Annotated in this window: 23 protein-coding genes; 15 read left to right on the top strand and 8 right to left on the bottom strand. The window is 71.4% G+C overall.

The window, feature by feature from the left end:
* The first annotated feature begins 4 nt into the window (after positions 1-4).
* The 6 genes from tsaE (at position 5) to trxA (ending at position 9312) form a co-directional block, all read left to right on the top strand.
* Positions 5-499, top strand: coding sequence for a tRNA (adenosine(37)-N6)-threonylcarbamoyltransferase complex ATPase subunit type 1 TsaE (gene tsaE / locus AC1DCG_RS12785; protein ID WP_477029312.1), 495 nt, complete (start codon positions 5-7; stop codon positions 497-499).
* Entirely contained in the window at positions 489-1574 is a 1086-nt protein-coding gene (gene amgK / locus AC1DCG_RS12780; protein WP_477029313.1) for an N-acetylmuramate/N-acetylglucosamine kinase AmgK, read from the top strand. The genes tsaE and amgK overlap by 11 nt, the downstream gene beginning before the upstream one ends.
* Positions 1571-2287: an N-acetylmuramate alpha-1-phosphate uridylyltransferase MurU gene (gene murU, locus AC1DCG_RS12775; RefSeq protein ID WP_477029314.1), complete on the top strand. Its 717-nt coding sequence runs from the start codon at positions 1571-1573 to the stop codon at positions 2285-2287. The genes amgK and murU overlap by 4 nt, the downstream gene beginning before the upstream one ends.
* On the top strand, positions 2284-5238 hold the full coding sequence (addB, locus tag AC1DCG_RS12770) for a double-strand break repair protein AddB (RefSeq protein WP_477029315.1): 2955 nt from the start codon (positions 2284-2286) through the stop codon (positions 5236-5238). The genes murU and addB overlap by 4 nt, the downstream gene beginning before the upstream one ends.
* 154 nt (positions 5239-5392) lie before the next feature.
* Positions 5393-8857, top strand: coding sequence for a double-strand break repair helicase AddA (addA, locus tag AC1DCG_RS12765; protein WP_477036940.1), 3465 nt, complete (start codon positions 5393-5395; stop codon positions 8855-8857).
* 119 nt (positions 8858-8976) lie between these two features.
* Positions 8977-9312 (top strand): thioredoxin, encoded by a 336-nt coding sequence (gene trxA / locus AC1DCG_RS12760; protein WP_101717002.1) that lies wholly within the window; start codon positions 8977-8979, stop codon positions 9310-9312.
* 79 nt (positions 9313-9391) lie between these two features.
* Here trxA and AC1DCG_RS12755 read toward each other — a convergent pair whose 3' ends face one another.
* Entirely contained in the window at positions 9392-9907 is a 516-nt protein-coding gene (locus AC1DCG_RS12755) for a hypothetical protein (RefSeq protein ID WP_477029317.1), read from the bottom strand.
* A gap of 178 nt (positions 9908-10085) precedes the next feature.
* The gene (locus tag AC1DCG_RS12750) at positions 10086-10748 is read right to left on the bottom strand and encodes a nitroreductase (protein WP_477029428.1); all 663 of its coding nucleotides are present in this window, start codon (positions 10746-10748) and stop codon (positions 10086-10088) included.
* Positions 10749-10812: 64 nt separating this feature from the next.
* Between AC1DCG_RS12750 and mtgA the strand changes: the two genes are divergently transcribed.
* Together mtgA and AC1DCG_RS12740 are read left to right on the top strand one after the other, a co-directional pair.
* A complete protein-coding gene (mtgA, locus tag AC1DCG_RS12745; RefSeq protein ID WP_346764952.1) occupies positions 10813-11526 on the top strand; it encodes a monofunctional biosynthetic peptidoglycan transglycosylase in 714 nt (237 codons plus the stop codon).
* A gap of 41 nt (positions 11527-11567) precedes the next feature.
* The gene (locus tag AC1DCG_RS12740) at positions 11568-12110 is read left to right on the top strand and encodes a GNAT family N-acetyltransferase (protein ID WP_477029318.1); all 543 of its coding nucleotides are present in this window, start codon (positions 11568-11570) and stop codon (positions 12108-12110) included.
* Between the two features lie 221 nt (positions 12111-12331).
* Here the strand turns inward: AC1DCG_RS12740 and AC1DCG_RS12735 are convergent, their stop codons facing one another.
* Positions 12332-12964 carry a lysoplasmalogenase gene (locus AC1DCG_RS12735; RefSeq protein WP_477029319.1) on the bottom strand — a complete coding sequence of 211 codons (633 nt, stop codon included), beginning with the start codon at positions 12962-12964 and terminating at the stop codon, positions 12332-12334.
* A complete protein-coding gene (locus AC1DCG_RS12730) occupies positions 12957-13379 on the bottom strand; it encodes a YkvA family protein (protein ID WP_165261109.1) in 423 nt (140 codons plus the stop codon). Before AC1DCG_RS12730 ends, AC1DCG_RS12735 begins: the two co-directional genes overlap by 8 nt.
* Before the next feature lie 55 nt (positions 13380-13434).
* Between AC1DCG_RS12730 and AC1DCG_RS12725 the strand changes: the two genes are divergently transcribed.
* Positions 13435-14217 carry an SDR family NAD(P)-dependent oxidoreductase gene (locus tag AC1DCG_RS12725; RefSeq protein WP_165261107.1) on the top strand — a complete coding sequence of 261 codons (783 nt, stop codon included), beginning with the start codon at positions 13435-13437 and terminating at the stop codon, positions 14215-14217.
* 49 nt (positions 14218-14266) lie between these two features.
* On the opposite strand, the gene AC1DCG_RS12720 is transcribed toward AC1DCG_RS12725, so the two are convergent.
* A complete protein-coding gene (locus AC1DCG_RS12720; protein WP_477029320.1) occupies positions 14267-15838 on the bottom strand; it encodes an MDR family MFS transporter in 1572 nt (523 codons plus the stop codon).
* Positions 15839-16054: 216 nt separating this feature from the next.
* On the opposite strand from AC1DCG_RS12720, the gene AC1DCG_RS12715 reads away from it, so the two are divergent.
* Together AC1DCG_RS12715 and AC1DCG_RS12710 are read left to right on the top strand one after the other, a co-directional pair.
* Positions 16055-16540, top strand: coding sequence for a copper chaperone PCu(A)C (locus AC1DCG_RS12715; protein WP_477029321.1), 486 nt, complete (start codon positions 16055-16057; stop codon positions 16538-16540).
* 120 nt (positions 16541-16660) lie between these two features.
* Entirely contained in the window at positions 16661-18775 is a 2115-nt protein-coding gene (locus tag AC1DCG_RS12710; RefSeq protein WP_477029322.1) for a M13 family metallopeptidase, read from the top strand.
* A 186-nt stretch (positions 18776-18961) separates the two neighbouring features.
* Here the strand turns inward: AC1DCG_RS12710 and AC1DCG_RS12705 are convergent, their stop codons facing one another.
* Positions 18962-19867: an alpha/beta fold hydrolase gene (locus AC1DCG_RS12705; protein WP_165261099.1), complete on the bottom strand. Its 906-nt coding sequence runs from the start codon at positions 19865-19867 to the stop codon at positions 18962-18964.
* A 74-nt stretch (positions 19868-19941) separates the two neighbouring features.
* Here AC1DCG_RS12705 and AC1DCG_RS12700 point away from each other — a divergent pair, with 74 nt between their 5' ends.
* From AC1DCG_RS12700 to AC1DCG_RS12690, 3 genes are read left to right on the top strand one after another with little or no spacing between them, the layout of a single operon-like run.
* Positions 19942-20376, top strand: a complete 435-nt coding sequence (locus AC1DCG_RS12700) for a DUF488 domain-containing protein (protein WP_477029323.1) — start codon at positions 19942-19944, stop codon at positions 20374-20376.
* On the top strand, positions 20373-20975 hold the full coding sequence (locus tag AC1DCG_RS12695; RefSeq protein WP_477029324.1) for a class I SAM-dependent methyltransferase: 603 nt from the start codon (positions 20373-20375) through the stop codon (positions 20973-20975). The genes AC1DCG_RS12700 and AC1DCG_RS12695 overlap by 4 nt, the downstream gene beginning before the upstream one ends.
* Entirely contained in the window at positions 20972-21592 is a 621-nt protein-coding gene (locus AC1DCG_RS12690) for a hypothetical protein (protein WP_477036943.1), read from the top strand. The genes AC1DCG_RS12695 and AC1DCG_RS12690 overlap by 4 nt, the downstream gene beginning before the upstream one ends.
* A 45-nt stretch (positions 21593-21637) precedes the next feature.
* On the opposite strand, the gene AC1DCG_RS12685 is transcribed toward AC1DCG_RS12690, so the two are convergent.
* Positions 21638-22426 carry an SH3 domain-containing protein gene (locus tag AC1DCG_RS12685; RefSeq protein ID WP_165261093.1) on the bottom strand — a complete coding sequence of 263 codons (789 nt, stop codon included), beginning with the start codon at positions 22424-22426 and terminating at the stop codon, positions 21638-21640.
* A 124-nt stretch (positions 22427-22550) separates the two neighbouring features.
* Between AC1DCG_RS12685 and AC1DCG_RS12680 the strand changes: the two genes are divergently transcribed.
* Complete coding sequence (locus AC1DCG_RS12680) at positions 22551-23408, top strand: crotonase/enoyl-CoA hydratase family protein (protein ID WP_477029326.1); 858 nt, start codon at positions 22551-22553, stop codon at positions 23406-23408.
* Between the two features lie 12 nt (positions 23409-23420).
* Here the strand turns inward: AC1DCG_RS12680 and AC1DCG_RS12675 are convergent, their stop codons facing one another.
* On the bottom strand, positions 23421-23999 hold the full coding sequence (locus AC1DCG_RS12675) for a hypothetical protein (RefSeq protein WP_477029327.1): 579 nt from the start codon (positions 23997-23999) through the stop codon (positions 23421-23423).
* Positions 24000-24030 lie beyond the last annotated feature (31 nt).

Below are 24030 nucleotides of genomic sequence, written 5' to 3'. Positions count from 1 at the left end.
CGCGATGTCTACGCCACAGGCGCCCGGGGGCGCCGCCTCCCTCGAAATCGACCTGCCCGACGAGGCGGCCACCAAGGCGCTCGGCGCGCGGCTGGCCGCGATCCTGTTTCCGGGCGCGGCCCTGTGTCTCTACGGCCCGCTGGGCGCGGGCAAGTCGACCCTGGCCCGGGCGCTGGTGCGCGCCCTGACCTCGCCCGACGAGGAGGTGCCCAGCCCGACCTTCACCCTGGTGCAGTTCTACGAGACGGCCGAGTTTCCGCTGGCCCACTTCGACCTCTATCGCCTGGAGGACCCGGACGAGGCCTACGAGATCGGCCTCGTCGAGGCGCTGGAGGACGGCGCGGCCCTGATCGAGTGGCCCCAGCGCCTGGAGGGCCGTCTGCCGCCGCACCGACTCGATGTAGAGATCTCGCCCGTTCTGGACGCGCCCGACGGCGAGGCGCGCCTGGTCCGCATCACCCCGTACGGCGCCTTCAAGGAACGCAAGCTTGAGCTCTGACCGCGAGACCCTGAAGGCCGACTTCCTGGCCCGTCACGGCTATGGCGACGTCCGCCGCCAGCCGCTGGGCGGCGACGCCTCGACCCGGTCGTACGAGCGCCTGTATCGCGGCGAGGCGACCTTCATCTTCATGGACCAGCCGCCGGCCCTGGAGACCGCGCCGTGCCCGCCCGGCGCCACGCCGGACGAGCGCCGCGCCCTGGGCTTCAACGCCGCCTATCGCCTGGCCGCCGGCCGGGTGGACGCCTTCGTGGCCGTGGCCGGCTGGCTGCGCGCCCAAGGCCTTTCGGCCCCCGAGGTGCTGGCCGCCGAGCCGGCCCTGGGCCTGGCCGTGCTGGAAGACCTGGGCGATGATCTCTACGCCAGCGTGATCGCCAATGGCGGCGACGAGCCTTTGATGTACGACGCCGCCGTCGACGCCCTGGTCGCCCTGCACGCGGCCAGGCCCCCGTCGGTGCTGGAGGCGGGCGGTTCGACCTGGCCGCTGCTGACCTATGACGACCTGGCCTTGCAGATGGCGCAGGACCTGTTCGTCGAGTGGCTGCCCAAGCTCAAGCCGGTGACCTTCGACGCGGCCGCCCTGGCCGAGTGGCAGGCGCTGTGGACGCCGATCCGCGCCCGGGCCGAGGCCGGCGCCTGCGTGTTCTGCCACCGCGACTATCACGCCGAGAACCTGCTGTGGCTGCCCGATCGCGAAGGCCCGGCCCGCGTCGGCCTGATCGACTTCCAGGACGCGGTGGTCGCCCACCCGGCCTGGGACTTCTCGATGCTGCTGCATGACGCCCGTCGCGACGTTTCGCCGAAAATCGAGCAGCGCGGCCTCGACCGCTACCTGGCCGCCCGGCCCGACCTCGACCGCACGCAGTTCCTGGCCGACTACCACGCGCTGGGGGCGCTCAACATCGCCCGCATCCTCGGCATCTTCGCCCGCCTGGTCACCCGCGACGGCAAGCCGAAGTACGAAAGCTTCATGCCGCGCCTGTGGCGCTATCTCGACAGCTGCCTGGCCGATCCGGCGCTTTCGGGCCTGAAGGCCTGGTTCGACGCTCACGTCCCGGCGGAGGTCCGAGCATGACCTCTCCGAAGAAAGCCATGGTGCTGGCCGCGGGCCTGGGCACCCGCATGCGCCCCCTGACCAACGACCGCCCCAAGGCGCTGGTCGAGGTCGCCGGCCGCACCCTGATCGACCACATGCTCGACCGCCTGGCCGACGCCGGGGTCGAGACCGCGGTGGTCAACGTCCACGCCTTCGCCGACCGGCTGGAAGCCCACCTGAAGGCCCGCACGGGCGCCCCGGCCATCGTCATCTCCGACGAGCGCGGCGAGCTGCTGGAAACCGGCGGCGGCCTGCGCAAGGCCCGGCCGCTGCTGGGCGAGGACGCGGTGTTCGTCGCCAACATCGACTCGGTGTGGACGCAGGACGGCGCCCCCGCGATCGACAGCCTGGCCCAGGCCTGGGATCCGGAGCGCATGGACGTCTGCCTGCTGCTGGCGCGGCTGGACCGCACGCTGGGCTTCGACGGGGCCGGCGACTTCTTCCTGGCTGACGACGGGGCGCTGACCTTCCGGGGCGAGGCGCCCAGCGCGCCCTTCGCCTATATGGGCGTGCACATCTGCAAGCCGGGCCTGGTCGACGACGGCCCGGACGGCGCGTTCTCGCTGGCCACGATCTGGCGCAAGCTGGCGCCGCTGGGCCGCGTGCATGGGGTGGTGATGGACGGCTTCTGGATGCACGTCGGCGATCCCGGCGCGCGCGACGAGGCCGAAGCCAAGCTGGCCGGGGGATGAGCGGCCTGGCCGGCTCCGGCTGGTTTTCGATCCCGGCCCACCGGCCGTTCGTCGACGACGTGGCCGCCGGCCTCGTGGAGCGGCTGTCGCACCTGGGCCCCGACGCCCTGTCGCACGCCACCCTGCTGACCCCCACCCGGCGCGGGGCGCGCGCCCTGGCCGACGCCTTCCTGGCCGTGAACGGCGGACGGGCCGTGCTGCTGCCGCAGATCCGCCCCCTGGGCGACCTCGACGAGGGCGAGCCGCCGTTCGAGCCGGGCGACCTGGCGCTGGACCTGCCGCCCGCCGTCTCCAGCCGCCGGCGGCGGTTCGAGTTGGCGCGCCTGGTGCACGACAACGCCTCCTTGCTCGACAGTCCGCCCAGCGCCGGCCAGGCCCTGGAGATGGCGAAAGCCGTCTCCGACCTGCTCGACAGCTGCCAGATCGAGGAGGTGCCGATCATCGAGCGCCTCGATGGTTTGGCCGACGGCGATCTGGCCGCCCACTGGCAGGTCTCGGCGCGGTTCATCCGGGCCATGGTCGAGGGCTGGCGCCAGCGCCTTTCCGATCTGCAGATGATGGACGTCAGCGCCCGCCGGGTGGCGCTGCTGCGCGAGCTGGCCAAGCAGTGGACGGCCAATCCGCCGCCGGGCGTGCTGGTCGCCGCCGGTTCGACCGGCACCGCGCCGGCCACGGCCGACCTGCTGATCGCGGTCGCCAATGCGCCGCAGGGCTGCGTGGTGCTGCCGGGCCTGGACGAGGACCTGGCCGGCGAGGCCTGGGACCAGGTCGGCGAGCAGCACCCGCAGGGCGCCATGCGCCGCCTGCTGCACCGCGCGGGCGTGGATCGCGGCGTCGTGCGCCGCTGGCGCAACGAGGCCGACAGCCGGGGGCGCTGGCGCCGCCGCCTGGTCAACGAGGCCCTGCGCCCGGCCGAGGCCACAGCCGACTGGCTGGCCCAGATCGCCAAGCTGCGCGCGGAGTCCGAGAAGGTCGATCCGATCGCCGAGGGCCTGTCGGGCCTGTCGCTGGTCAACGCCTCGGGCGAGGAGGAGGCGGCGCTGGCCTGCGCCCTTCTGCTGCGCGAGGCGCTGGAGACGCCGGGCAAGACCGCCGCCCTGGTCACCCCCGACCAGCAGTTGGCCCGCCGGGCGGGGCTTTATCTCGCCCGCTGGGGCGTCGTGCCCGACAGCTCGGCCGGCGCGCCGCTGGCGGCCTCGGCCCCGGCCGTGCTGGCCCGCAAGCTGGCAGGCCTGGTGCTGGCGCCGCTGGACCCCGTCGGCCTGCTGTCGGTGGCCAAGCACCCGCTGCTGAAGGCGGACGAGGCCGCCCGCACGCTGGAACTGAAGGGCCTGCGTGGGCCAGCGCCCGTCGACGCCGCCGCGCTGGAGCGCCGCATCGCCGCCTTCCCGGAGGCGGTGGACCTGGCTCGCCGCATCCATGCCGCCGTCGAGATCGCCTGCGCGCCCTACGCCGCCGGTCCCGTCGCGCCGCCGCACCTGGCCGCCGAGGCGCTGGCCAAGGCGCTGGAGAGCCTGGTCGAGCCGTCTTCGCTGTGGGCAGGCTCGGGCGGCGAGGCCCTGGCGGCGCTGATCTCGGCCCTGATCGACGACGGCCAGGCCCTGCCGCCGACCAATCCGCTGGGCTTCCTCGACCTGCTCGGACGACTGGTCGACGAGGAGACCCTGCGCGTCGGCGGCGCCACCCATCCGCAACTGCGCATGCTGGGCGCCATCGAGGCCCGTCTCGTGCGCGCCGACCGGCTGATCCTGGCCGGGCTGGAGGAGGGCGTCTGGCCCCAGGCCGCGCCGATCGACCCGTTCCTGTCGCGGCCGATGCGCGCCAAGCTCGGCCTGCCGCCGCCCGAGCGCAAGATCGGCCTGACCGCCCACGACTTCGCCCAGGCCGCCAGCGCGCCCGACGTCATCCTGGTGCACAGCCAGCGCCGGGGCGGCGCGCCGGCCGTCGAGAGCCGCTGGCTGTGGCGGATGAAGACCCTGGCGCGCGGGGCGGGCCTGACGCTGACCGAGCGCACCGACGTGCTGGACTGGGCCCGCGCCCTGGACGCGCCGGGCCCCTACGCCCCGGTCAAGCGCCCGGCCCCCTGTCCGCCGGTCGAGGACCGGCCGCGCAGGATGGCCGTCACCCGCGTCGAGGCCCTGACCCGCGACCCCTACAGCGTGTGGGCGCGCGACATCCTCAAGCTCTATCCCCTCGACCGACCCGACGAGCCGGTGGAGGCGCGGGCGCGCGGCACGGCGATCCACGCCGCCTTCGAGGTGTTCGCCCTGACCTATCCCGACGCCCTGCCGGCCAATGGCGCGGAGATCTTCGAGGGCCTCTACATCGCCGAACTGGTGGCCGCCGGCATGCCGCCCTCGGCCCTGGCCCGGGAACGGGCGCTGGCCCGCGAGGCCGCGCTGTGGGTGATGGACCTGGAGGCCCGCCGCCGCGCGGGCGCGCAGAAGATCATCGTGGAAGCGGCCGGCGAGATCACCTTCCAGGTGAACGGCCGCCCCTTCACCCTGACGGCCAAGACCGACCGCATCGAGCCGACGCGCGACGGCGCGGCCGCCCACATCCTCGACTACAAGACCGGCGCGGCCCCCAGCCAGAAGCAGGTCGACACCGGCTTCTCCCCGCAGCTGACCCTGACGGCGGCGATCCTGCAGAACGGCGGCTTTGGCGAGCTCGGCGCGCGCGCGCCGGGCGACCTGACCTATGTGCGCGTCACCGGCCGCCGCCCGGCCGGCGAGGAGCAGGTGCGCGCCGCCGCCGGCCCGGAGAGCGAGGAGGCCGCCCGCAAGGCCTTCGACGGCCTGGTCGAGCTGATCCGCAAGTACGACGAACCCGACCGCCCCTACCTGTCGCGCACCGCGCCGCAGTTCGTGCACGACCACGCCGGGGACTACGGCCACCTGGCGCGGGTGTTCGAGTGGTCGACCAGCGGGGACGAGGGGGACGGGGAATGAGGGCGGGGAAAGCCTCAAGGAACCTCCCCCTGTGGGGGAGGCGGCCGAAGGCCGGTGGGGGGGCGTTTTCAACTGCCGCCGCGCTGGCCTGCGCCGCAAAGACTCCCCCCACCGATCGCTGCGCGATCGCCTCCCCCAGAGGGGGAGGTTCCCTGTGATCGACCCCCAACGCATCGCCGCCGATCCGGCCATCTCGGCCTTCGTCACGGCCAACGCCGGTTCGGGCAAGACCAAGACCCTGATCGACCGGGTCGCGCGCCTTCTGCTGGGCGGCGCCGAGCCGGCGGCGATCCTGTGCGTGACCTACACCAAGGCCGCCGCCGCCGAGATGCAGCACCGTCTGTTCGACCGCCTGGGCAAGTGGTGCGTCACGCCCGACGACGCCCTGCGCGCCGAGATCGCCGGCCTGGTCGACCGGCCGCAGAGCGAGTTCGACGCGGTCGCCCTGTCGAAGGCCCGCAGCCTGTTCGCCAAGGCGCTGGAGACGCCCGGCGGCCTGAAGATCCAGACCATCCACGCCTTCTGCGAGAAGCTGCTGCGGCGCTTTCCGATCGAGGCCGGGGTCTCGCCGGGCTTCGAGGTGATGGACGACGGCGCCTCGGCCGCCGTGGCCCAGGCCGCGCTGCACAAGCTGGCCGCCTTCGTCACCGCCACCGACAACGAATTCTCCCAGGCCTATGCCCGTTTTTCGGTGGCGCTGGACTTCGCCTCGTTCGAGGCGATGTTCGCCACGTTCGAGCACCAGCGGGCCAACATCGCCGCCTATCTGGACCGCGCCGGCGGCCTGGAAGGCGTGATCGCCGACATCTGGGATTTGTGCGGCTTCGCCGAGCCGACCACGGTGGAGGCGGTCGCCGCCCAGGCGATGGATGACCTGGATCCGACGCTCTGGCGGTCGGTCGCCGACGTGCTGTCGGGCGGCGGCAAGACCGACATCAAGTGCGCCGACCAGATGCGGGCGGTGGCGACCAACCCCGCCGCCACGCTGGACGAGGCCCTGGCGGTGCTGTTCACCGAGAAGGGCGTCGGCACGCCGGCGACGTGGCCGGGCAAGACCTCGGGCCTGAAGAGCCGCGAGGACCTGCGCGAGCGCCTGCTGGCCGAGCAGGAGCGCCTGGGCGAGGCCCGCGAATGGATGCGCGCGGCCCGGGTGGCCGAGGACAGCGTCGCGGCCATGCGGCTGGCGGCCCTGTATCTGGCCGAGTTCATCGCCGAGAAGCAGGCGCAGGGGGCGCTCGACTTCTCCGACCTGATCGAGAAGACCCGCGATCTCCTGACCCGCAAGGTCGACGCGGCCTGGGTGCTCTACAAGCTGGACGGCGGGGTGTCGCACATCCTGCTCGACGAGGCCCAGGACACCGCGCCCGAGCAGTGGGAGATCCTGTCGGCCCTGACCGAGGACTTCTTCGCCGGGGCCGGGGCGCCGGGGCGCGACGGCAAGGCGGCGGACGGCCGCACCCTGTTCATCGTCGGCGACGAGAAGCAGTCGATCTATTCGTTCCAGGGCGCCCAGCCCGAGCGCCTGCTGATCGAGACGCAGGACTACATCGCCCGCATCGAGGCCGTCGGCCGGGTGGGCAAGGCCGTGCCGCTGTCGACCTCGTACCGCTCGACCCGGCAGGTGCTGGACTTCGTCGACGCGCTGTTCGAGGCGCCCGACGCGCGGCTGGGCCTGGCCCCCACCGGCGAGGACATCCCCGCCCACGTGGCCTTCCGCAAGGATCATCCCGGCTGCGTCGACCTGTGGCCGCTGGAGCGCGAGCCGGTGGCCGCCGAGCGCGAGGCCTGGGACGCCCCGCTGGACATCGAGACCGAGCAGGGCGCCAACCGCCGCCTGGCCGAAAGGATCGCCGCCGAGATCAAGGCCCTGGTCGAGCGCGGCGACGGCGTCTTCGACAAGGACGCCCGCGTCTGGCGTCCGGCCCACTACGGCGACGTGCTGGTGCTGGTGCGGCGGCGCAAGGCGCTGTTCGAGGAGGTGCTGCGGGCGCTGAAGCGGCGCGGCGTGCCGGTGGCCGGCGCCGACCGGCTGTCGCTGTCGGCCCACATCGTCTTCGACGACCTGCTGGCGCTGGGCCGCTTCTGCCTGTTCCCGGACGATGATCTGACGCTGGCGGCGCTGCTCAAGAGCCCGTTCTGCGCGCTGACGGACGATGATCTCTACGCCCTGGCCAAGGGACGGAAGGGAACGCTGTGGGGCGTCCTGTCGGCGCGGGCCGACGAGCGTCCGGCCTGGCGCGAGGCGCACGCCCTGCTGGACTGGGCCCTGACCGCCCGCCGTCGCCGCCAGCCGTATGAGTTCTACGCCCTGTTCCTGGGCAAGCTGGACATCAACGGCGTCAGCAACCGCGCCCGCGCCCTGACGCGCCTGGGCGAGGAGGCGGCCGACGCCCTGGACGAGTTCCTGGCCCAGATCACCAACGCCGAGGCGCGCGGCGTGCGGGATCTGGAGACCCTGGTCGCCGAGTTCGCGGCGCTGGACATCGTGGTCAAGCGCGAGATGGAGGGCGTGCGCCGGCAGGTGCGGGTGATGACCGCCCACGGCGCCAAGGGCCTGGAGGCGCCGATCGTCTTCCTGCCCGAGACGACGATGAAGGGCGGGGCGCGCGGCTCGCCGCTGCTGGCCACCGAGAAGAAGGGTTTTCTCTGGTGCGCCTCGGGCAAGCAGGACTGCGAGGCCTCGGCGGCGGCGCGCAAGCTGCGTGAGGACAAGGCCCAGCAGGAGGCCTATCGCCTGCTCTATGTCGGCCTGACCCGGGCGCGCGACCGGCTGGTGCTGTGCGGCCGCATCGACGCGCGCACCAAGGACGAGAACGTCGGCGGCTGGTACGCCGCCGCCCGCGCCGCCTTCGCCCATGCCCGCATCGCCGAGGACGTGCGCACGATCGACGCGGAGACGGGGATCCTGCGCTATGGCCCCGATCCGTCGCCCGCGCCGCCGGCCGCCGAACTGGTCGAGGCGCCGCCCGCGCTGCTGCCCGACTGGGCGCGGCGGGCCGCCGATCCCGTCTCGGCCGGCGCCCGCTGGGCCGCGCCCTCGGCGCTGGAGGCCGAGGAGGAGGCGGCAGGCTCGGCGCCCTCGCCCCTGGCCAGGATCGAGGGCCTGGGCCGTTATCGCCGGGGCGAGATCATCCACCGCCTGCTGCAGCTGCTGCCCGACATCGCGCCGGCCGGCCGGCGGGCTGCCGCCGCCCGCCTGCTGGCGGCCGAACGCGACCTGACCGACGCCCAGAGAACCGAGATGACCGCCGCCGCCTTCGGGGTGCTGGAGGACGAGCGGTTCGCCGCCGTGTTCGGGCCGGGCTCGCGGGGCGAGGTCTCGCTGGCCGGGGCCGCCGCGCAGCTGCCGTCGGGCATGGCGATCTCGGGCCGGGTCGACCGGCTGGTGGTCGATCCCGAGCGGGTGCTGGTGGTCGACTACAAGACCAACCGCCCCTCGCCCGACCGCATCGAGGACGCCGATCCGGCTTATCTGTCGCAGATGGCGGTCTATGCGGCGGTGCTGGCCGAAATCTTCCCGGGTCGCCGGATCGAGGCGGCGATCGTGTGGACGGATGGTCCCAAACTGATGGTCGTTCCAGAAAACGTGCGGGCCGCGGCGCTTTCGCGCCTCTTCTGAGTTATTGCCGGACGCGCCCCCCGCGCCTACATCTTCGATCAAGAGGCGGTCGCAACCGCCACCGTTCTCAATTTCGCGCCGCGATCCCCCGACCCGCCGCGCCAGCCAGGAGCCTGACCATGAGCACCGTTGCGGTGACCGACGCCACCTTCGAACAAGACGTCCTGCAAGCCGAGGGCCCCGTGCTCGTCGACTTCTGGGCCACGTGGTGCGGCCCGTGCAAGCAGATCGCCCCGGCCCTGGAGCAGATCTCCGAGGAGCTCGCCGACCAGGTCGTGGTCGCCAAGATCGACATCGACGAGAACCAGATGACCCCCGCCCGCTACGGCGTGCGCGGCATCCCGACGATGATGCTGTTCCGCGGCGGCCAGATGACCTCGATGAAGGTCGGCGCCATGCCCAAGAGCAAGATCGTCGAGTGGCTGGCCGAAGCCGGCGTCAAGCAGACCGCCTAAGCGCGGCCTGCACCCTCGAAACGAAGAAGCCCCGGCCGCAAGGCCGGGGCTTTTTTGTTGTCCGTCGGGGGCTGAAGGATCAACCGCCCTTGACCAGTTCCGGCAGCGACTTGCCGCTGACGTTGGTGCGGGCCGCGCCGCAGACCTGGATGGCCACGGCGCGGGCCGTGGCGTCGGTGCGGCGCAGGCGCATGTCGTGGCCGCCGACCAGGGCGAAGTCCTGGTCGTAGTGGCGGACGGCGTTGATCTGTTCGCCGGTCTTGCCGCAGTCGATGCGCGACGAGATCTCGGTGTAGCTCGACTTGTCGTCCGGCCACACGAAGTAGCTGACCAGGGCGACCTTGCCCTCGCGGCGGATCGAGCCGACGTCCAGGGCGATGTTCGAGCGGCCGGTGGGCGCCGGCTGACGGAAGGTGACGCTCGTGGAATACACGCTCTGGATCGGGCGGGCGCCGCCGTCGGGCTCGTAGAAGGACGGCGTCTGGGCCGAAAGGTTGGAGATCCGGCTGACCCGCCAATCCTGCTTGGGCCACTCCTGGGCCGCGGCCGGCGCGACGAACGACAGGGCGGCCAGACCGGCGAGGATCATCTTCATGGGGTGCTTTCCTCCAACGCTTTTGGCGACGCTACGCCCGCAACCTTAAGTGATCAACCGTCTCCTTGCCCGGAGTGAAACTTATGTTTCTCGCGCGCGGACCCTTGTGGCGAAGGGATTTCGCGGCCGGCCGAGATCGCGGTGAGGTGGAAGCGCTCCCTTGCGGCGGGAGCCGCCGTCAAAACCCGCGAAGCTCGCCCCAGACCTCGAAATCGTCGCGCCGCGAGCGCCAGGCGTTGACCGGAGCGGTCTCGTCGGCGACGCCCAGCGCCATGCCGGAAAACACCATGTGATCGTCCGGCAGGCCCAGGAACTCGGCCGAGAGCGCGCCGTAGGCCGACCAGAACTCCTGGGCGCAGGTGGCCAGGCCCGCCTCGGCGGCCAGCAGCATCACCGTCTGCATGTACATGCCCAGGTCCGACCACTGCGGCGGGCCGAGGTTGCGGTCGATGGAGAAGAAGAGGCCCACGGGGGCTCCGAAGAACTCGGCGTTGCGGGCGAACTGCCGCAGGCGGCCGATCTTGTCCTCGCGCGGAATCTCCAAGGCCCCGTAGAGGTCCTCGCCCACCTGGAAGCGGCGGCTGCGGAACGGCTCCCAGAGATTGGCCGGATAGACCGCGTATTGCGCCTCGTCGGGCGAGCCCAGGCGCGCGGCCACCTTGGCCTTGAACTCGGCCAGCACTTCTCCGGCGATGGCGTGCACCTTCCAAGGCTGCAGGTTGCCGCCGGACGGCGCGCGGGCCGCGGTCTCCAGGATCGCTCGCACCGTCTGTCCCGGCACCGGATCGGCCTTGAAGGCCCGCGCCGAAAACCGCCGCGCCACCGCCTCGGACACGCTCATCGTCTCCGGCATCAAGGCCTCCCTAACCAACGCACCCTATCGAGCGTCTCCATCGTTGGTTAGCATCCGGCCGCAAGGTCAAGGCAAGGGGCGTCGGGTTTTGAAGGTCTTGTTGCGCAACATCTTCCTGGCGCTGTTCATCCTGCTGATCGCAGGACCGATCCTGGCCGTGCTGGTCTATCGCTTCGTGCCGGTGCCGGCGACGCCGCTGATGGTCATCCGCGCCGCCGAGGGCAAGGGCTGGGATCACCGCTGGCGGCCGCTGTCGAAGGTCTCGCCCAGCCTGCCGCGCGCCCTGATCGCGGCCGAGGACGCCCGCTTCTGCGAGCACCACGGCTTCGACGTCGAGGCCCTGCAGAAGGCCTACGAGAACAACGAGAAGGGCAAGAAGGTGCGCGGCGGCTCGACCATCAGCCAGCAGACCGCCAAGAACGTCTTCCTGTGGCCCGACCGCTCGTACCTGCGAAAGGGCCTGGAGGCCTGGTTCACGGTGCTGATCGAGCTGGGCTGGGGCAAGCAGCGGATCATGGAGGTCTATCTGAACTCCATCGAGTTCGGCCCCGGCATCTACGGCGCCGAGGCCGCCGCCCAGCGCTATTTCGGGGTCAGCGCCGCCAAGCTGACCCCGGCCCAGTCGGCGCGGCTGGCGGCGATCCTGCCCAGCCCGCTGAAGTGGAAGGCGGTCAAGCCGGGCCGCTACGTCCAGAAGCGCTCGCGCCGGATCGGCGCGGCCTCGGGCACGGTGCGCCGCGACGGCCTGGCCGCCTGCGTGATCTGACAACGACGAAGAAGACGAAGAACAAGAGGGAGGAAACGACGATGGCCATCGCCCCCGGTCCGACGCTGGAGACCGCCCGCCTGATCCTGCGCCCCACCGGCGCCCAGGACCTCGACGGCTGGGCCGAGCTGATGGCCGACGCCGAGGCCGCCCAGTACATCGGCGGCCAGCAGACGCGCGAGGCCGCCTGGCGCGGCATGGCCAGCATGGCCGGCTCGTGGGCGATCAACGGCTTTGGCATGTTCTCGCTGATCGCCCGGGACACCGGCCTGTGGGTCGGCCGCATCGGTCCGTGGCGGCCGGAGGGCTGGCCGGGCACGGAGGTCGGCTGGGGCCTGCTGCGCAGCGCCTGGGGCAAGGGCTATGCGGTCGAGGCGGCGCAGGCGGCCATCGACTGGGCCTTCGATCATCTGGGCTGGGAGGAGGTGATCCACTGCATCCACCCCGACAACACGCCCTCCCAGCAGGTGGCGACGCGGCTGGGGTCGAGGAACCGGGGGCCGGCGCCGCTGCCCCCGCCCTACCAGGACACCCCCAACGAGGTGTGGGGCCAGACCCGGGCGGAATGGAAGGCGCGGGCCTAGGGACGGGTACTCAATTGGCCGAGGGCAATGGGTTATCTGTTTCAATAGCTTATAGCAGTTGTCATCCCGGCCGCAGCGCAGCGGAGCGCCGGGATCTCCCACAGTTTTCGAACCTGCCGACGTGGGAGATCCCGGCTCTACGGATCGCTGACGCGCTCCTCCGGCCGGGAAGACACGTTTCTTTGCACGCCAATTGAGTCCAGACCCTAGGGCGAAGGGGGCTAGCGCAGCATCCCCGCCGCGATCGCGGCCTGGCCGCCGATATAGAGGAACCACACCGCCCAGGCGGTGAGGCGCGCCGAGCCGAACAGCCTGGCGTTCTTGAAGAGGTCGAAGGCCAGGATGGCGTCGGAGGCCATGAAGGCCACGGCGCCCGCCGTCGCCGGCCAGCGCGCGGCCGGCAGGGCCGCGGCGCTGACCACCATGGCCAGGATCGCCGCCACATAGGCCAGCACCGCCGGCCGCAGCGGCCCCAGCGACCCCCACAGGCGCCGCAGCATCACCGCCCCGACCAGGGCCGCGACCGGCGCCAGAACGAAGAAGGCCTGGCCGGGGGCCGCGCGCTCGCGCCAGAAGACGATCACGTAGACGACGTGTCCGGCCAGGAACGCCGCCAAGCCGAAGGGCAGCCAGCGCTTGGGATCGCCGGCCAGGAAGGCGTCGCCCAGCGCGCACAGGGTCAGCGCCACGGCCAGCAGCACCGTGCCGCCTTCCAGATAGGCCAGCACCGCCAGGGCGCTGGTGGCGGCGGTCTTGACCAGCGTGCGCAGGAACGACGGCGGGCGCTCGACCAGCACCAGGCCGTAGGCCAGGGTGCAGGCGCCGCAGATCGCCCACAGGACCGTGTCAGTCATCCTTGGAGAGCTTGGCGAGGAAGGCCTGGGCCGCGTCCTTGTGGCGGGCCTTGAGGTTTTTGCCGACGATGGCCAGCAGGGCGGCGATCACCGCCGCGTCGTCGGTGAAGCCCAGCGCCGGCAGCACGTCCGGGATGGCGTCGGTCGGCAGCACGAAATAGGCCAGGGCGGCGAACATCATGCCCTTGGCCGCCGTCGGGGTCTCCGGATCGCGCGCGCACCACCACAGCGACAGGGCGTCGGCGGCGAACGGGATCTTCGAGGCCACCTTGCGCATCTTCGGCCAGAAGCCGCGCGTCACCCGCTGCTCGTTGACCCGCACCGTGGCCGGCACGAGGGCCTTCCTCGGATCCAGCACGTCGTCGGGCGTGACGCCGCCGTTGACGTCGGGGGATGGTTTGGCGTCGGCGCTCATCGGGTTAAACCGCTCCTCAACACACCAATTAAACGCAACCCCAGGGGAAACGTCCATGAAACTCGACAACACCGTCGCCGCCGTCGTCACCGGGGGCGCCTCGGGCCTTGGCGAGGCCACCGCCCGCGCCCTGGCCGCCCAGGGCGTGAAGGTCGCCATCTTCGACATGAACGAGGCTCGCGGCGAAGAGGTCGCCAAGGAGATCGGGGGCGTCTACTGCAAGGTCAACGTCACCAGCGACGCCGATGTCGACGCCGGCTTCGAAAAGGCCCGCGCCGCCCACGGCCAGGAGCGGATCCTGGTCAACTGCGCCGGCGTCGGCAACGCCGCCAAGACCGCCAGCCGCGACAAGGCCACCGGCGAGACCAAGCACTTCCCGCTCGATATCTTCGACCGCGTGATCCAGATCAACCTGGTGGGCACCTTCCGCTGCATCGCCAAGTCGGCCAAGGGCATGCTCGACCTCCCGCCGCTGCAGGACGGCGAGCGCGGCGCGATCGTCAACACCGCCAGCGTGGCGGGCGAGGACGGCCAGATCGGCCAGGCCGCCTATTCGGCCAGCAAGGGCGGCGTCATCGGCATGACCCTGCCGATCGCCCGCGACCTGATGAACGACGGCATCCGCGTCAACACCATCCTGCCGGGCATCTTCAACACCCCGCTGATGAACGCGGCGCCCGACAACGTGAAGGACGCCCTGGCCGCCAGCGTGCCGTTCCCCAAGCGCCTGGGAAACCCGGCCGAGTACGCCCAGCTGGCCCTGACGATGATCACCTGCGGCTATTTCAACGGCGAGGACGTGCGCCTGGACGGCGGTATCCGCATGGCCCCGCGCTGAGCCTTGCGTCCCCCTCCCTTCGGGGAGGGGGACGACGGCCGGGGGCGGATCAGCCCGCGACCTCTTCCTTTTCCAGCACCGGCTCGGCGGCGGGCATGCGCGAGCGCAGGGGCAGGGCGGGCACGAACAGGATCACCGCCAGGCCCAGCACGATCACCACCAGCGCGGCCTGCATCACGCCGCTGACGGCGAAGGCCAGGGCCTGGCCCAGCGCCGGGTCGCGGGTTCCGCCGACCACGCCGCTTTCCAGCGCCAGGCCCTGCAGGGCGCCCAGATCCAGCTTGCCGCCGCCATAGGCCGCCAGCCGCGTGGTCAGCAGGGCGCCGGCCACGGCCACGCCCACGGTCGAGCCGATCTGCCGGAAGAACTGGTTGGAGCTGGTGGCCACGCCGATGTCGCGCGGCGACACCGCGTTCTGGGTGGCCAGGTTGAAGAGGCTCTGGTTGGGGCCCAGGCCCACGCCGACCACGAGCAGCAGCAGGCACAGCAGATAAAGGTGCTGGATCCCGGCCAGGTGGGTCATCGGGACCACGCCGACCAGCAGCAGCGACGCCCCGCCCAGCATGAACGGCTTGTACTTGCCCGTGCGGGTGACCAGCTGGCCCGACACCGCCGAGCCGACGATCAGCCCGCCCATCAGCGGCAGCATGGCCAGGCCCGAGGTGGTGGCGTCGACGCCCAGGCCCAGCTGCATGTAGAGCGGCAGGAACACCGCCACCCCCATGAAGGCCATCGAGATCAGGAAGGCGGCCAGGTTGGCCGTGACGAAGGTCTTGTTCCTGAACAGGTGCAGGGGGACGATCGGGTTCGACACCCGGCTCTCGACATAGACGAAGAGGCCCAGCGCCACGGCCGCGCCGACGAACAGGCCGATGCTCTGGGGCGAGGCCCAGGCGATGTCGTGGCCGCCGAGGCTGAGCGCCAGCAGCAGCGGCACGAAGGCGGCGATCAGCAGGGCCGCGCCCAGGAAGTCGATATTGCCCGAGCGCTGGTGCGGCAGGGCCGGCATCTTCACCAGGATCATGAACAGCGACAGCAGGCAGAGCGGCAGGTTGACGTAGAACACCCAGCGCCAGCCGGCGATCACGTGGCCGGCCAGGTGGACCGTGCCGTGGTCGGTGAAATAGCCGCCGATCAGCGGGCCCAGCACGCTGGACAGCCCGAACACCGAGCCGAAGATGCCGGCGAACTTGCCCCGCTCGCGCGGCGGATAGAGGTCGGCGATGATCGCGAAGGCGGTGGTGAACAGGGCCCCGCCGCCGATCCCCTGCAGGGCGCGGAAGACGATCAGCTGCACCATGCCGCTCATGCCGGCCAGGGTTCCGAACTCGCCCGACAGGCCCGACAGCCACGAGCCGACCATGAAGATCGAGATCCCGACCACCAGCACGGGCTTGCGGCCGTAGATGTCGCCCAGCTTGCCCCAGATCGGCACCATCACCGTCGAGCTCAGGAGGTAGGCGGTGGTCACCCAGCTGTAGAGCGTCAGGCCGTGCAGTTCGGAGATGATCCGCGGCATGGCGGTGGAGACGATGGTCTGGTCGAGCGCGCTGAGCAGAAAGACGATCATCAGGCCGGCCAGGGTGGTGCGGCGTTCGGCGTCGGTGAATTGACCGGTCATGCGGTGGTCCGTCGATCTTGGTCGCCCCGCCTAGCACGGTTCGCCGGGCCAAGGGCAGGTGCGATGCGACAAGAGGTCGAGGGGCGGTGAAGCCGACTTTCTCTGCTCCGCTTCACGGGGGAGGAGCAGGGTCTCCGATCCTTGATCCAACCTCTGGTCGCTCGCCGCCCGGGTCCAACCGGCGTAAGTCGTTCCGGCGCCTTTCAAGGATGTTCCATGCGTCGTTTCACTCCGCTGCTGCCTCTGCTGGCTCTCGCCCCCGTGCTCGGCGCGGCCGCGCCGCGGGCGGTGGAGGTCGACATTCGCCAGGCCTGGGCCCGGCCGGTGGCGGCCGCGGGCATGAACAGCGCCGGCTACATGGTGCTGGCCAATCGCGGCCGCGCGCCGCTCACCCTGACGGGCGCCGCCAGCCCGCTGGCCCGCGAGGTGATGGTCCATCGCACGACGCAGGCCAGCGGCGTCTCGTCGATGCGGGCCATGACCCAGGGCCTGGTGATCCCGCCGGGCGGCCAGGTCGCCTTCGCGCCGGGCGGAAACCACTTCATGATCATGGGCCTCAAGCGCCCGCTCAAGCCGGGCGAGCGCCTGCCGCTGACCCTGACCTTCGACGGCGGCCGCAAGGTCGAGGCGCAACTGGCGGTGCGGACGGCTCCGCCGCAACCCGTGGCTGCGGCCGCGCCCGCCGCGCCGCATCGGCACTGACCCAAGGTGGCGCTTGCGTGGGCGCCAGGCCCGCCTGTGGAAACATGACAGAATTTTAAGGCAGGAAATTCCGATCTCCGGCGCAGATTGCCGCCGGTTTTCCAACGGATCTGCCTTTCGATGAAAAAAGCTTGGTTCGGCGCCGCCGCGGCGGTCGCCCTTTCGATCTCCGCCTTCGGCGCCCAGGCTCACGAAGAGCACGCCTGTCTCGACGACGCCTGCACCGTCCAGTCGCTGTTCGCCCAGGGCGCGGAAGGCGGCGGCGCGGCCGTCTCGCTGGAGTCGCCGCGCTACGGCGCCTGGGGCTTCGACCTCACGGGCATGAACACCTCGGTCAAGCCGGGCGACGACTTCTACAAGTACGCCAACGGCAAGTGGGACGAGACCACCCAGATCCCCGCCGACCGCACCCGCTACGGCAATTTCGACAAGCTGGCCGAGCTGTCGGAAGCCCGCACCCGCGCCATCATCGAGGGCGCCGCCGCCGGCAAGACCACCGACGCCGACAGCGTCAAGGTGGGCGCGGCCTACAAGGCCTTCATGGACGAGGCCCGCATCGAGAAGCTGGACGCCGCGCCGATCGCCGGCGAGCTGAAGCAGATCAAGGCCATCAAGACCAAGGACGAGTTCACCGCCCTGATGGGCAAGAGCCCGACCACGGCCTTCGCCTCGATCCTCAGCCTCTACGTCTCGACCGACGCCAAGAACCCCACCCGCTACGCCGTCTATGCCGGCACGGGCGGCCTGTCGCTGCCTGACCGCGACTACTATCTCGACGCCAAGTTCGCCGACAAGAAGGCCGCCTACGAGCTCTACGTCGCCAAGATGCTGGGCTTCGCCGGCTGGGCCAATCCGGCCGAGAGCGCCAAGGCCGTGGTCGCCTTCGAAACCCAACTGGCCGAAGCCAGCTGGACCCGCGTCGAGCGCCGCAACCGCGACAAGACCTACAACCCCAAGACCTGGGCCGAGCTTCAGGCCCTGACCCCGGGCTACGACTGGAACCGCTATCTGGTCGGCACCGAGCTGCCCAAGCTCGACCGCGTGGTGGTGACCACCGACACCGCCTTCCCGAAGTTCGCCAAGGTCTATGCCGACACCTCGCTCGACACCCTGAAGGCCTGGCAGGCGTTCAAGGTCGTCGACGGCGCGGCCCCGATGCTGTCCAAGCGCTTCGCCGACGCGGCGTTCGAGTTCCGCGGCAAGACCCTGTCGGGCCAGCCCGAGCAGCGCCCGCGCTGGAAGCGCGGCGTCGCCCAGGTCAACGGCATGCTCGGCGAGAGCGTCGGCAAGGTCTATGTGGCCGAGTACTTCCCGCCGGACTCCAAGGCCAAGATGGTCGACCTGGTGGCCAACCTGCGCACCGCGCTGAAGGCCCGCATCGAAGGCCTCGACTGGATGGGCCCGGAGACCAAGGACAAGGCCCTCGACAAGCTGGCCAAGTTCACCGTCAAGATCGGCTATCCCGACAAGTGGCGCGACTACTCCAAGCTGGAGATCCGCGCCGACGACGCCTACGGCAACGCCCTGCGGGCCGGGGCCTTCGAATGGCGTCATGACGTCGAGCGCCTGAACCAGCCGGTCGACAAGACCGAGTGGGGCATGACCCCGCAGACGGTCAACGCCTACTACAACTCGGTCAACAACGAGATCGTGTTCCCGGCCGCCATCCTGCAGGCGCCGTTCTTCCATCCGGACGCCGACCCGGCCGTCAACTACGGCGGCATCGGCGGCGTGATCGGCCACGAGATCGGCCACGGCTTCGACGACCAGGGCCGCAAGTCCGACGGCGACGGCGTGCTGCGCGACTGGTGGACGGCGGAAGACGCCGCCAAGTTCGACGTGCAGAAGGCCAAGCTGGGCGCGCAGTACTCGGCGTTCGAGCCCTTCCCGGGCGTGCACGTCAACGGCGACCTGACGATGGGCGAGAACATCGGCGACATGGGCGGCCTGTCCTTCGGCCTCGACGCCTACCACGCCTCGCTGCACGGCAAGCCGGCCCCGGTGCTGGACGGCTTCACCGGCGACCAGCGCGTCTATCTGGGCTGGGCCCAGGTGTGGCGCCAGAAGAGCCGCGACGATGCGCTCAAGCAGCAGATCGCCAGCGACCCGCACTCGCCGGCCTACTACCGCGTCAACGGCACCATCCGGAACCAGCCGGGCTGGTACAAGGCCTATGACGTCCAGCCGGGCGACAAGCTGTACATCGCGCCGGAAGATCGCGTGAAGATCTGGTGATCTGAGCGTTCTCCTCCCTCGCGTAGCGGGGGAGGTGGCGCGCTGCGGATACGCAGCGTGACGGAGGGGGCGACGGCCGGCAATGAGCCCAGTCTCGCCCCCTCCACCGCTTCGCGGTCCCCCTCCCCCGCACGCGGGGGAGGAGTTAGAACCCCGGACCTTGCGGTCCGGGGTTTTTCTTTGGCCTCACGTCGCCGCGTCGAGGATGGCCTCGCGCACCAGGTCGGGGCGCTCCATCGGCAGGAAGTGGCTGGTTCCGGCCAGGGTCTCGATGCGCACGGCCTTGCCGCGGCGGGCGAAGGCGGCGCCGTCGCCGATGCGGCAGGTCGAGCCGGTCTCGGCCGCCAGGATCCGCACGGGTCCGCGGAACTGGCTGACCGCCCGCCACGGATCGTGGCCCTGGGCGGCGTAGTTGGAGGCCTCCCAGGCCGGCGTGCAGGCCAGTTCGACCTTGCCGTCGGGACGGTCCTTGAAGCCGCCGCCGACATAGTCGGCCAGCATGGTCTCGGGCCAGGTCTTGAAGGCGCCGCGGCCGCGATAGGCGGCGAAGGCGGCCTCGCGGCTGTCGAACACCTCGCGCCGGCGGCTGGCGGCCTGGGCGATCGGCATGCGCTTCCAGAGGCGCCCCGAAGTCCACGGCGCCTTGGCGTAGAGGGCCACCAGGCGCGGCATGATCACCGGATCCAGCAGCACGACGCTGGAGACCTTGCCCGGGGCCTGGGCGGCGGCCAGCAGGCTGACCGTGGCCCCCATCGAGTGGCCGGCCAGCACCACCGGGGCCTGGTCCAGCGCCCGCAGCAGCGCCAGCAGGTCGTCGCGCAGGTCGAGCCACGAGCGGCGGCCGTCGGGATCGGCGGCCAGGCGGCTGTCGCCGTGGCCGCGCTGGTCGACGGCCAGCACCCGCAGGCCGGCCGACAACGGGGCCAGCAGGGCGCGATAGGTCTGGGCGTTGAAGCCGTTGGCGTGCACGAAGACGACGTCGACCGCGCGGCTGGCCGGGCCGAAGTCCAGCGCGGCCATCTCGCCGTCGCCGGCGGGGCTGTCGATGGCGATGAAACGCCGCTTGGGCTCGCGGAAGACGGCGGCGTCCATCGGCCAGAGGTTCCTTCTTCGGCTCTTCCCGCTAACGTAGGCGCCCACAGCCCCGCCGTCCAATGGAGCCGACGATGAATCCGCTCGCCACCATCGGCTACGAGACCGACACCCAGGGCGGCATGATCGATCGGCTGAAGGCGGCCGGGGTGGAGCTGGTGGTCGACGTGCGGGCGGTGGCCTCGTCGCGCAAGGCCGGTTTCTCCAAGACCCTGCTGGGAAACAGCCTGCAGGACCAGGGCATCGGCTACCTGCACCTGCAGCCGCTGGGCACGCCCAAGGCCGGCCGCGACGCCGCCCGCGCGGGCCGCACCGACGAGATGCGGGCAATCTTCGCCGCCCACCTGGAAGAGCCCAAGGCCCAGCTGGCCCTGGCCCAGGCCACGCAGCTGGCGGGCGAAAAGCGGATCGCCCTGCTGTGCTACGAGGACGACCCGGCCTGCTGCCACCGCCGCATCGTCGCCGACCGCATCCGCCAGGCGCTCAAATGCGAGGTCGTGGACCTGTGATTAAGACGGTGCTGGCCGGTTACGAGGCCGACGGGCAGGACCTGGTCGACCGGTTCGAGGCCATAGACCCCGCCGGGCTCTACGCGCCTGTGGCCCAATTCATTCCAGCGGCGCGGGCCAGGATCGCTGACATCGGGGCCGGCACGGGACGCGACGCGGCCTGGCTGGCGGGCCTGGGCCACGCGGTGGTCACCGTCGAGCCGGTCGCGGCCCTGCGCGAGGCGGGCCGGGCGCTGCATCCCGAGCTGGCCTGGATCGACGACCGCCTGCCTGAACTTTCAGGCCTGCGCGGCGAGCGTTTCGACCGCTTGCTGCTGAGCGGCGTCTGGCAGCACCTGGACGATCAGGCCCGCGCCGAGGCGATGCCGGCGCTGGCCGACCTGCTGGCGAGGAACGGGGTGCTGGTGATGTCGCTGCGCCATGGCCCCGGCGCGCCGTCGCGGCCGGTCTGGCCGGTGGACGTGCAGGCGACCGTGGCGCTGGCGCGCGACGCCGGGCTGCGGCTGGTCCACCGCGCCGAGGCGGCCTCGGTGCAGGCCGGCAACCAGGCGGCGGGGGTGACCTGGACCTGGGTGTGTTTCGAGGGGCAGGGGCGATGAAGGCTCTCGTGACCATGCTTTCGCTTCTATCCCTGACGGCCTGCGGCCGGCCTCAGGCCGAGTGCGTGGCGAGCCCCGAGGTCAGGGTGAGCATCGACGCGCGAACCTTTCGCGTCCCCACCCGCCTGCGGCCGGCGATCCTGGGCGTGGACGGCGAGGCGCGCCTTCCGAGCCGCGCTCGTCGCGACGCGCACGGCGGATGGGCCTATTGTCAGGATGCTTCAGAGCCGCCGGCGCGGGCGACGTCGATCTCGTTCCGTCCTTCCGGCGCCGGGCTGGAGGGGGTGGACCTGTTGATCATCGGCCGGCCCGTCGCGCCGAAGCGCTTGGCTCCCTCCGCTTACCCCACGCATGAGGAGGCCGGCTTCGAGGTGACGCCGACGAAGGGGCCGATCCATGTGTTCAGTCCGGCCGGCCGCGCCTGGTCTTCACCCGTCGGCGCCTCGTGCATGCCGTTCGCGGCCGAGCCTGCGCGGGGGTCGTGCCGCGTGTCGTTCGTCACGCGAAGGGGCGCCGCGGTCACCTTCGACCTGCGCGGCGAGCCGAGCCTGGCCGAGTGGCCGCGAATGATCGCTGCGGTGGACGCCTACGTTTCCGGCCTGGAGGCGCGGGACTGACGGATGGTGACGCCTCTCCCGCCGGGCGGGAGAGGCGTGCGGCCATCAGACCTGCGTCAGCTGCCACTCGCCGCGGCCGTCCTTGCAGGCGTTGTAGCGCTCGGTGGCCGGGCGCTGGCCGCGGGTCGAGATCTGGGCGGCGATGGTGCGGCACGACGGCTCGGGGCCGTAGCCGCTGGCGGTCAGCAGGCTGCTCGACACGTAACCCGTCCCGTAGCCGCCGCGGCCGACCAGCAGCCAGTTGGAGCCGGGCACGCCGCCCAGCACCTCGACGCGCTCGCCGGCCGACAGCTTGCCGACCACGCTCTCGCTGGTCGACGGACCGGCGCGCAGGTTGGCGGTCGAGCGGACGGTGTAGTCGGCGCCGACGGCGTCGTAGCTGGCGAGCTGACGGATGTTGCGCTCGAAGCGCAGCTGGTCGCCGGCGATCGGCGGGCCGTAGGTCGAGGCCACCACGTCGATGCGGCCCGAGGCGCCGGTGCGGGGGTTGCTCCAGGCCTGCGACTGGCCGGTTTCCAGCGCCTTCTTGGTGGCGGCCTGGGCGCGGGCGGTGTCGGTCGACTGCATGCGGCAGCCGATGTACGAGCCCGCCGCCGCGCCGGCGGCCGCGCCGACCAGGGCGCCCAGGCCCTTCTCGTTCTTGGCCACCTGGGTGCCCAGCAGGGCGCCGACGCCGGCCCCGATCAGGGCGCCGCCCTCCTGCTTGCCGCCGCTGGCGTCGCACGAGAACAGGCCGCCCAGCGGCTTGCCCTGGGCCAGGGCGGGGGCGGGCGCGGCCAGGCCCGCACCCAGCAGGGCGGCGATCGACAGGGCGGCGGGGATGGACTTGCTCATGACGTGGCTCCTTGCGCGGGGCGGATCGTCGTCCTCTGGGGAAAGGACGATGCGTCCGCCGGATTTGACGTCGCCGCCGCCGCCCGTGCTATCGTTCAGGTGAACAATGATAAGGGAGGCGACGATGGGTAATGAAACACCGTCCGACTATAGCTGCTTTAAGGTAGAGGTCGAAGCGGGCGTCGCTCACCTCAAGCTGATAAGGGCGGAAAGCTTCAACAGCATGACGCGTTCGTTCTGGCGCGAGCTGCCGGCGATCGTGAACGACCTCGACAGGCGTGGCGGCGTGCGGGCCATCGTCATCTCCTCGACCGGCAAGCACTTCAGCGCGGGCATGGATCTTTCGGTGTTCGCCGACGAGGGCGTCACCGGCGGCGAGCCCGTCGACCGCCACGTGGCCGCCGAGGCCTTCCGCCACAAGGTCAAGGGGCTGCAGGAGACCTTCTCGTGCCTGGAGCGGGCGCGGATGCCGGTGATCATGGCCATCCAGGGCGGCTGCATCGGCGGCGCGGTCGACTTCGCCACCGCCTGCGACATCCGTTACGCCACGGCCGACGCCTATTTCGTGATCCAGGAGATCAACATCGGCATGACCGCCGACGTCGGCACCTTCCCGCGCCTGTGCAACCTGATCCCCGAGGGCTGGGTCAAGGAGCTGGCCTATACCGGCCGCAAGCTGCCGGCGCAGAAGGCCCTGGAGCTGGGCCTCGTCAACGCCGTGTTCGACAGCCATGAGGCCGTGGTCGCCCACGCCCTGGAGACCGCCCGCGAGATCGCCGGCAAGACGCCGCTGGCGGTGACCGGCAGCAAGGTGATCATCAACTACGCCCGCGACCATTCGGTGGCCGACACGCTGGACTACCTGGCGGTCTGGCAGTCGGGCATGCTGGCGGGGCCGCACATGGCAGAGGCCTTCGCCGCCAAGGCCGGCAAGCGCGAACCGGTCTATCCGGACCTGGCGCCGATCAAGGCGGGGATCTGACCCCGCCTCGCATCAGATCTTGCGGGTGATCTCGATCGCCTGCCAGCCGGCGTTGGGGCCCTGGCCGTCGGGGTCGAAGCTGTAGTGCACGGTGCGCCAGCCGCCGGCGTTGCTGCGATGCCAGCCGATGGCCTTCCAGCCAGCGGGATAGTTCATCATGTCTTCGAAGTCGGGCTCGCCCAGCGGCGAGCCCAGCACCGGCTCGGCCTTCAGCCGGGCGACGGTGGCGGCCGGATCGGCGGGCTGCAGATAGAGGCGGCACTCGGAGGTTCCGCCCAGGTTGCTGACCATCAGCATGGCCGGGCGGCCGGCGATCGTTCCGGTGCGGATCTCCTGGATGTCGCTGGCGCCGATGCCGGCCAGCAGCGGCGGGGCGGCCTTGGGATCCATGGCCGTCCAGCCGGTGGCGCGGACCTTGCGGCGGATCTCGAGGTGCGAGGCCGGCGCGACGCACACGTCGCGGAAGGCCGCCAGTTCGCTGCTCAGGTTCGGCGGGGCGACGGGCTTGGAGACGGCCGAGACGGCCAGGGCCCCGCCGCCCAGCAGGGCGGCGCCGGCGACGGACAGGGCCAGGAGGGTACGCGCGTTCATCACTCAAGGTTGAGGCGCGCCGAGGGGCCTC

The organism is Caulobacter sp. 10L414 (genome assembly GCF_056395525.1).
The sequence above is the reverse complement of the archived record's forward strand: the minus strand, read 5'-3'. Positions and strand labels throughout refer to the sequence as shown.

Coding starts and splice junctions, on each gene's coding strand:
- AC1DCG_RS12680 (WP_477029326.1), top strand. CDS start 22,551: ATGGGTAATGAAACACCGTCCGACTATAGCTGCTTTAAGGTAGAGGTC.
- AC1DCG_RS12755 (WP_477029317.1), bottom strand. CDS start 9,907: ATGAAGATGATCCTCGCCGGTCTGGCCGCCCTGTCGTTCGTCGCGCCG.
- AC1DCG_RS12730 (WP_165261109.1), bottom strand. CDS start 13,379: ATGAGCGCCGACGCCAAACCATCCCCCGACGTCAACGGCGGCGTCACG.
- AC1DCG_RS12725 (WP_165261107.1), top strand. CDS start 13,435: ATGAAACTCGACAACACCGTCGCCGCCGTCGTCACCGGGGGCGCCTCG.
- trxA (WP_101717002.1), top strand. CDS start 8,977: ATGAGCACCGTTGCGGTGACCGACGCCACCTTCGAACAAGACGTCCTG.
- AC1DCG_RS12750 (WP_477029428.1), bottom strand. CDS start 10,748: ATGAGCGTGTCCGAGGCGGTGGCGCGGCGGTTTTCGGCGCGGGCCTTC.
- AC1DCG_RS12675 (WP_477029327.1), bottom strand. CDS start 23,999: ATGAACGCGCGTACCCTCCTGGCCCTGTCCGTCGCCGGCGCCGCCCTG.
- AC1DCG_RS12715 (WP_477029321.1), top strand. CDS start 16,055: ATGCGTCGTTTCACTCCGCTGCTGCCTCTGCTGGCTCTCGCCCCCGTG.
- AC1DCG_RS12705 (WP_165261099.1), bottom strand. CDS start 19,867: ATGGACGCCGCCGTCTTCCGCGAGCCCAAGCGGCGTTTCATCGCCATC.
- murU (WP_477029314.1), top strand. CDS start 1,571: ATGACCTCTCCGAAGAAAGCCATGGTGCTGGCCGCGGGCCTGGGCACC.
- AC1DCG_RS12685 (WP_165261093.1), bottom strand. CDS start 22,426: ATGAGCAAGTCCATCCCCGCCGCCCTGTCGATCGCCGCCCTGCTGGGT.
- AC1DCG_RS12710 (WP_477029322.1), top strand. CDS start 16,661: ATGAAAAAAGCTTGGTTCGGCGCCGCCGCGGCGGTCGCCCTTTCGATC.
- AC1DCG_RS12690 (WP_477036943.1), top strand. CDS start 20,972: ATGAAGGCTCTCGTGACCATGCTTTCGCTTCTATCCCTGACGGCCTGC.
- AC1DCG_RS12740 (WP_477029318.1), top strand. CDS start 11,568: ATGGCCATCGCCCCCGGTCCGACGCTGGAGACCGCCCGCCTGATCCTG.
- addB (WP_477029315.1), top strand. CDS start 2,284: ATGAGCGGCCTGGCCGGCTCCGGCTGGTTTTCGATCCCGGCCCACCGG.
- AC1DCG_RS12735 (WP_477029319.1), bottom strand. CDS start 12,964: ATGACTGACACGGTCCTGTGGGCGATCTGCGGCGCCTGCACCCTGGCC.
- AC1DCG_RS12700 (WP_477029323.1), top strand. CDS start 19,942: ATGAATCCGCTCGCCACCATCGGCTACGAGACCGACACCCAGGGCGGC.
- AC1DCG_RS12720 (WP_477029320.1), bottom strand. CDS start 15,838: ATGACCGGTCAATTCACCGACGCCGAACGCCGCACCACCCTGGCCGGC.
- tsaE (WP_477029312.1), top strand. CDS start 5: ATGTCTACGCCACAGGCGCCCGGGGGCGCCGCCTCCCTCGAAATCGAC.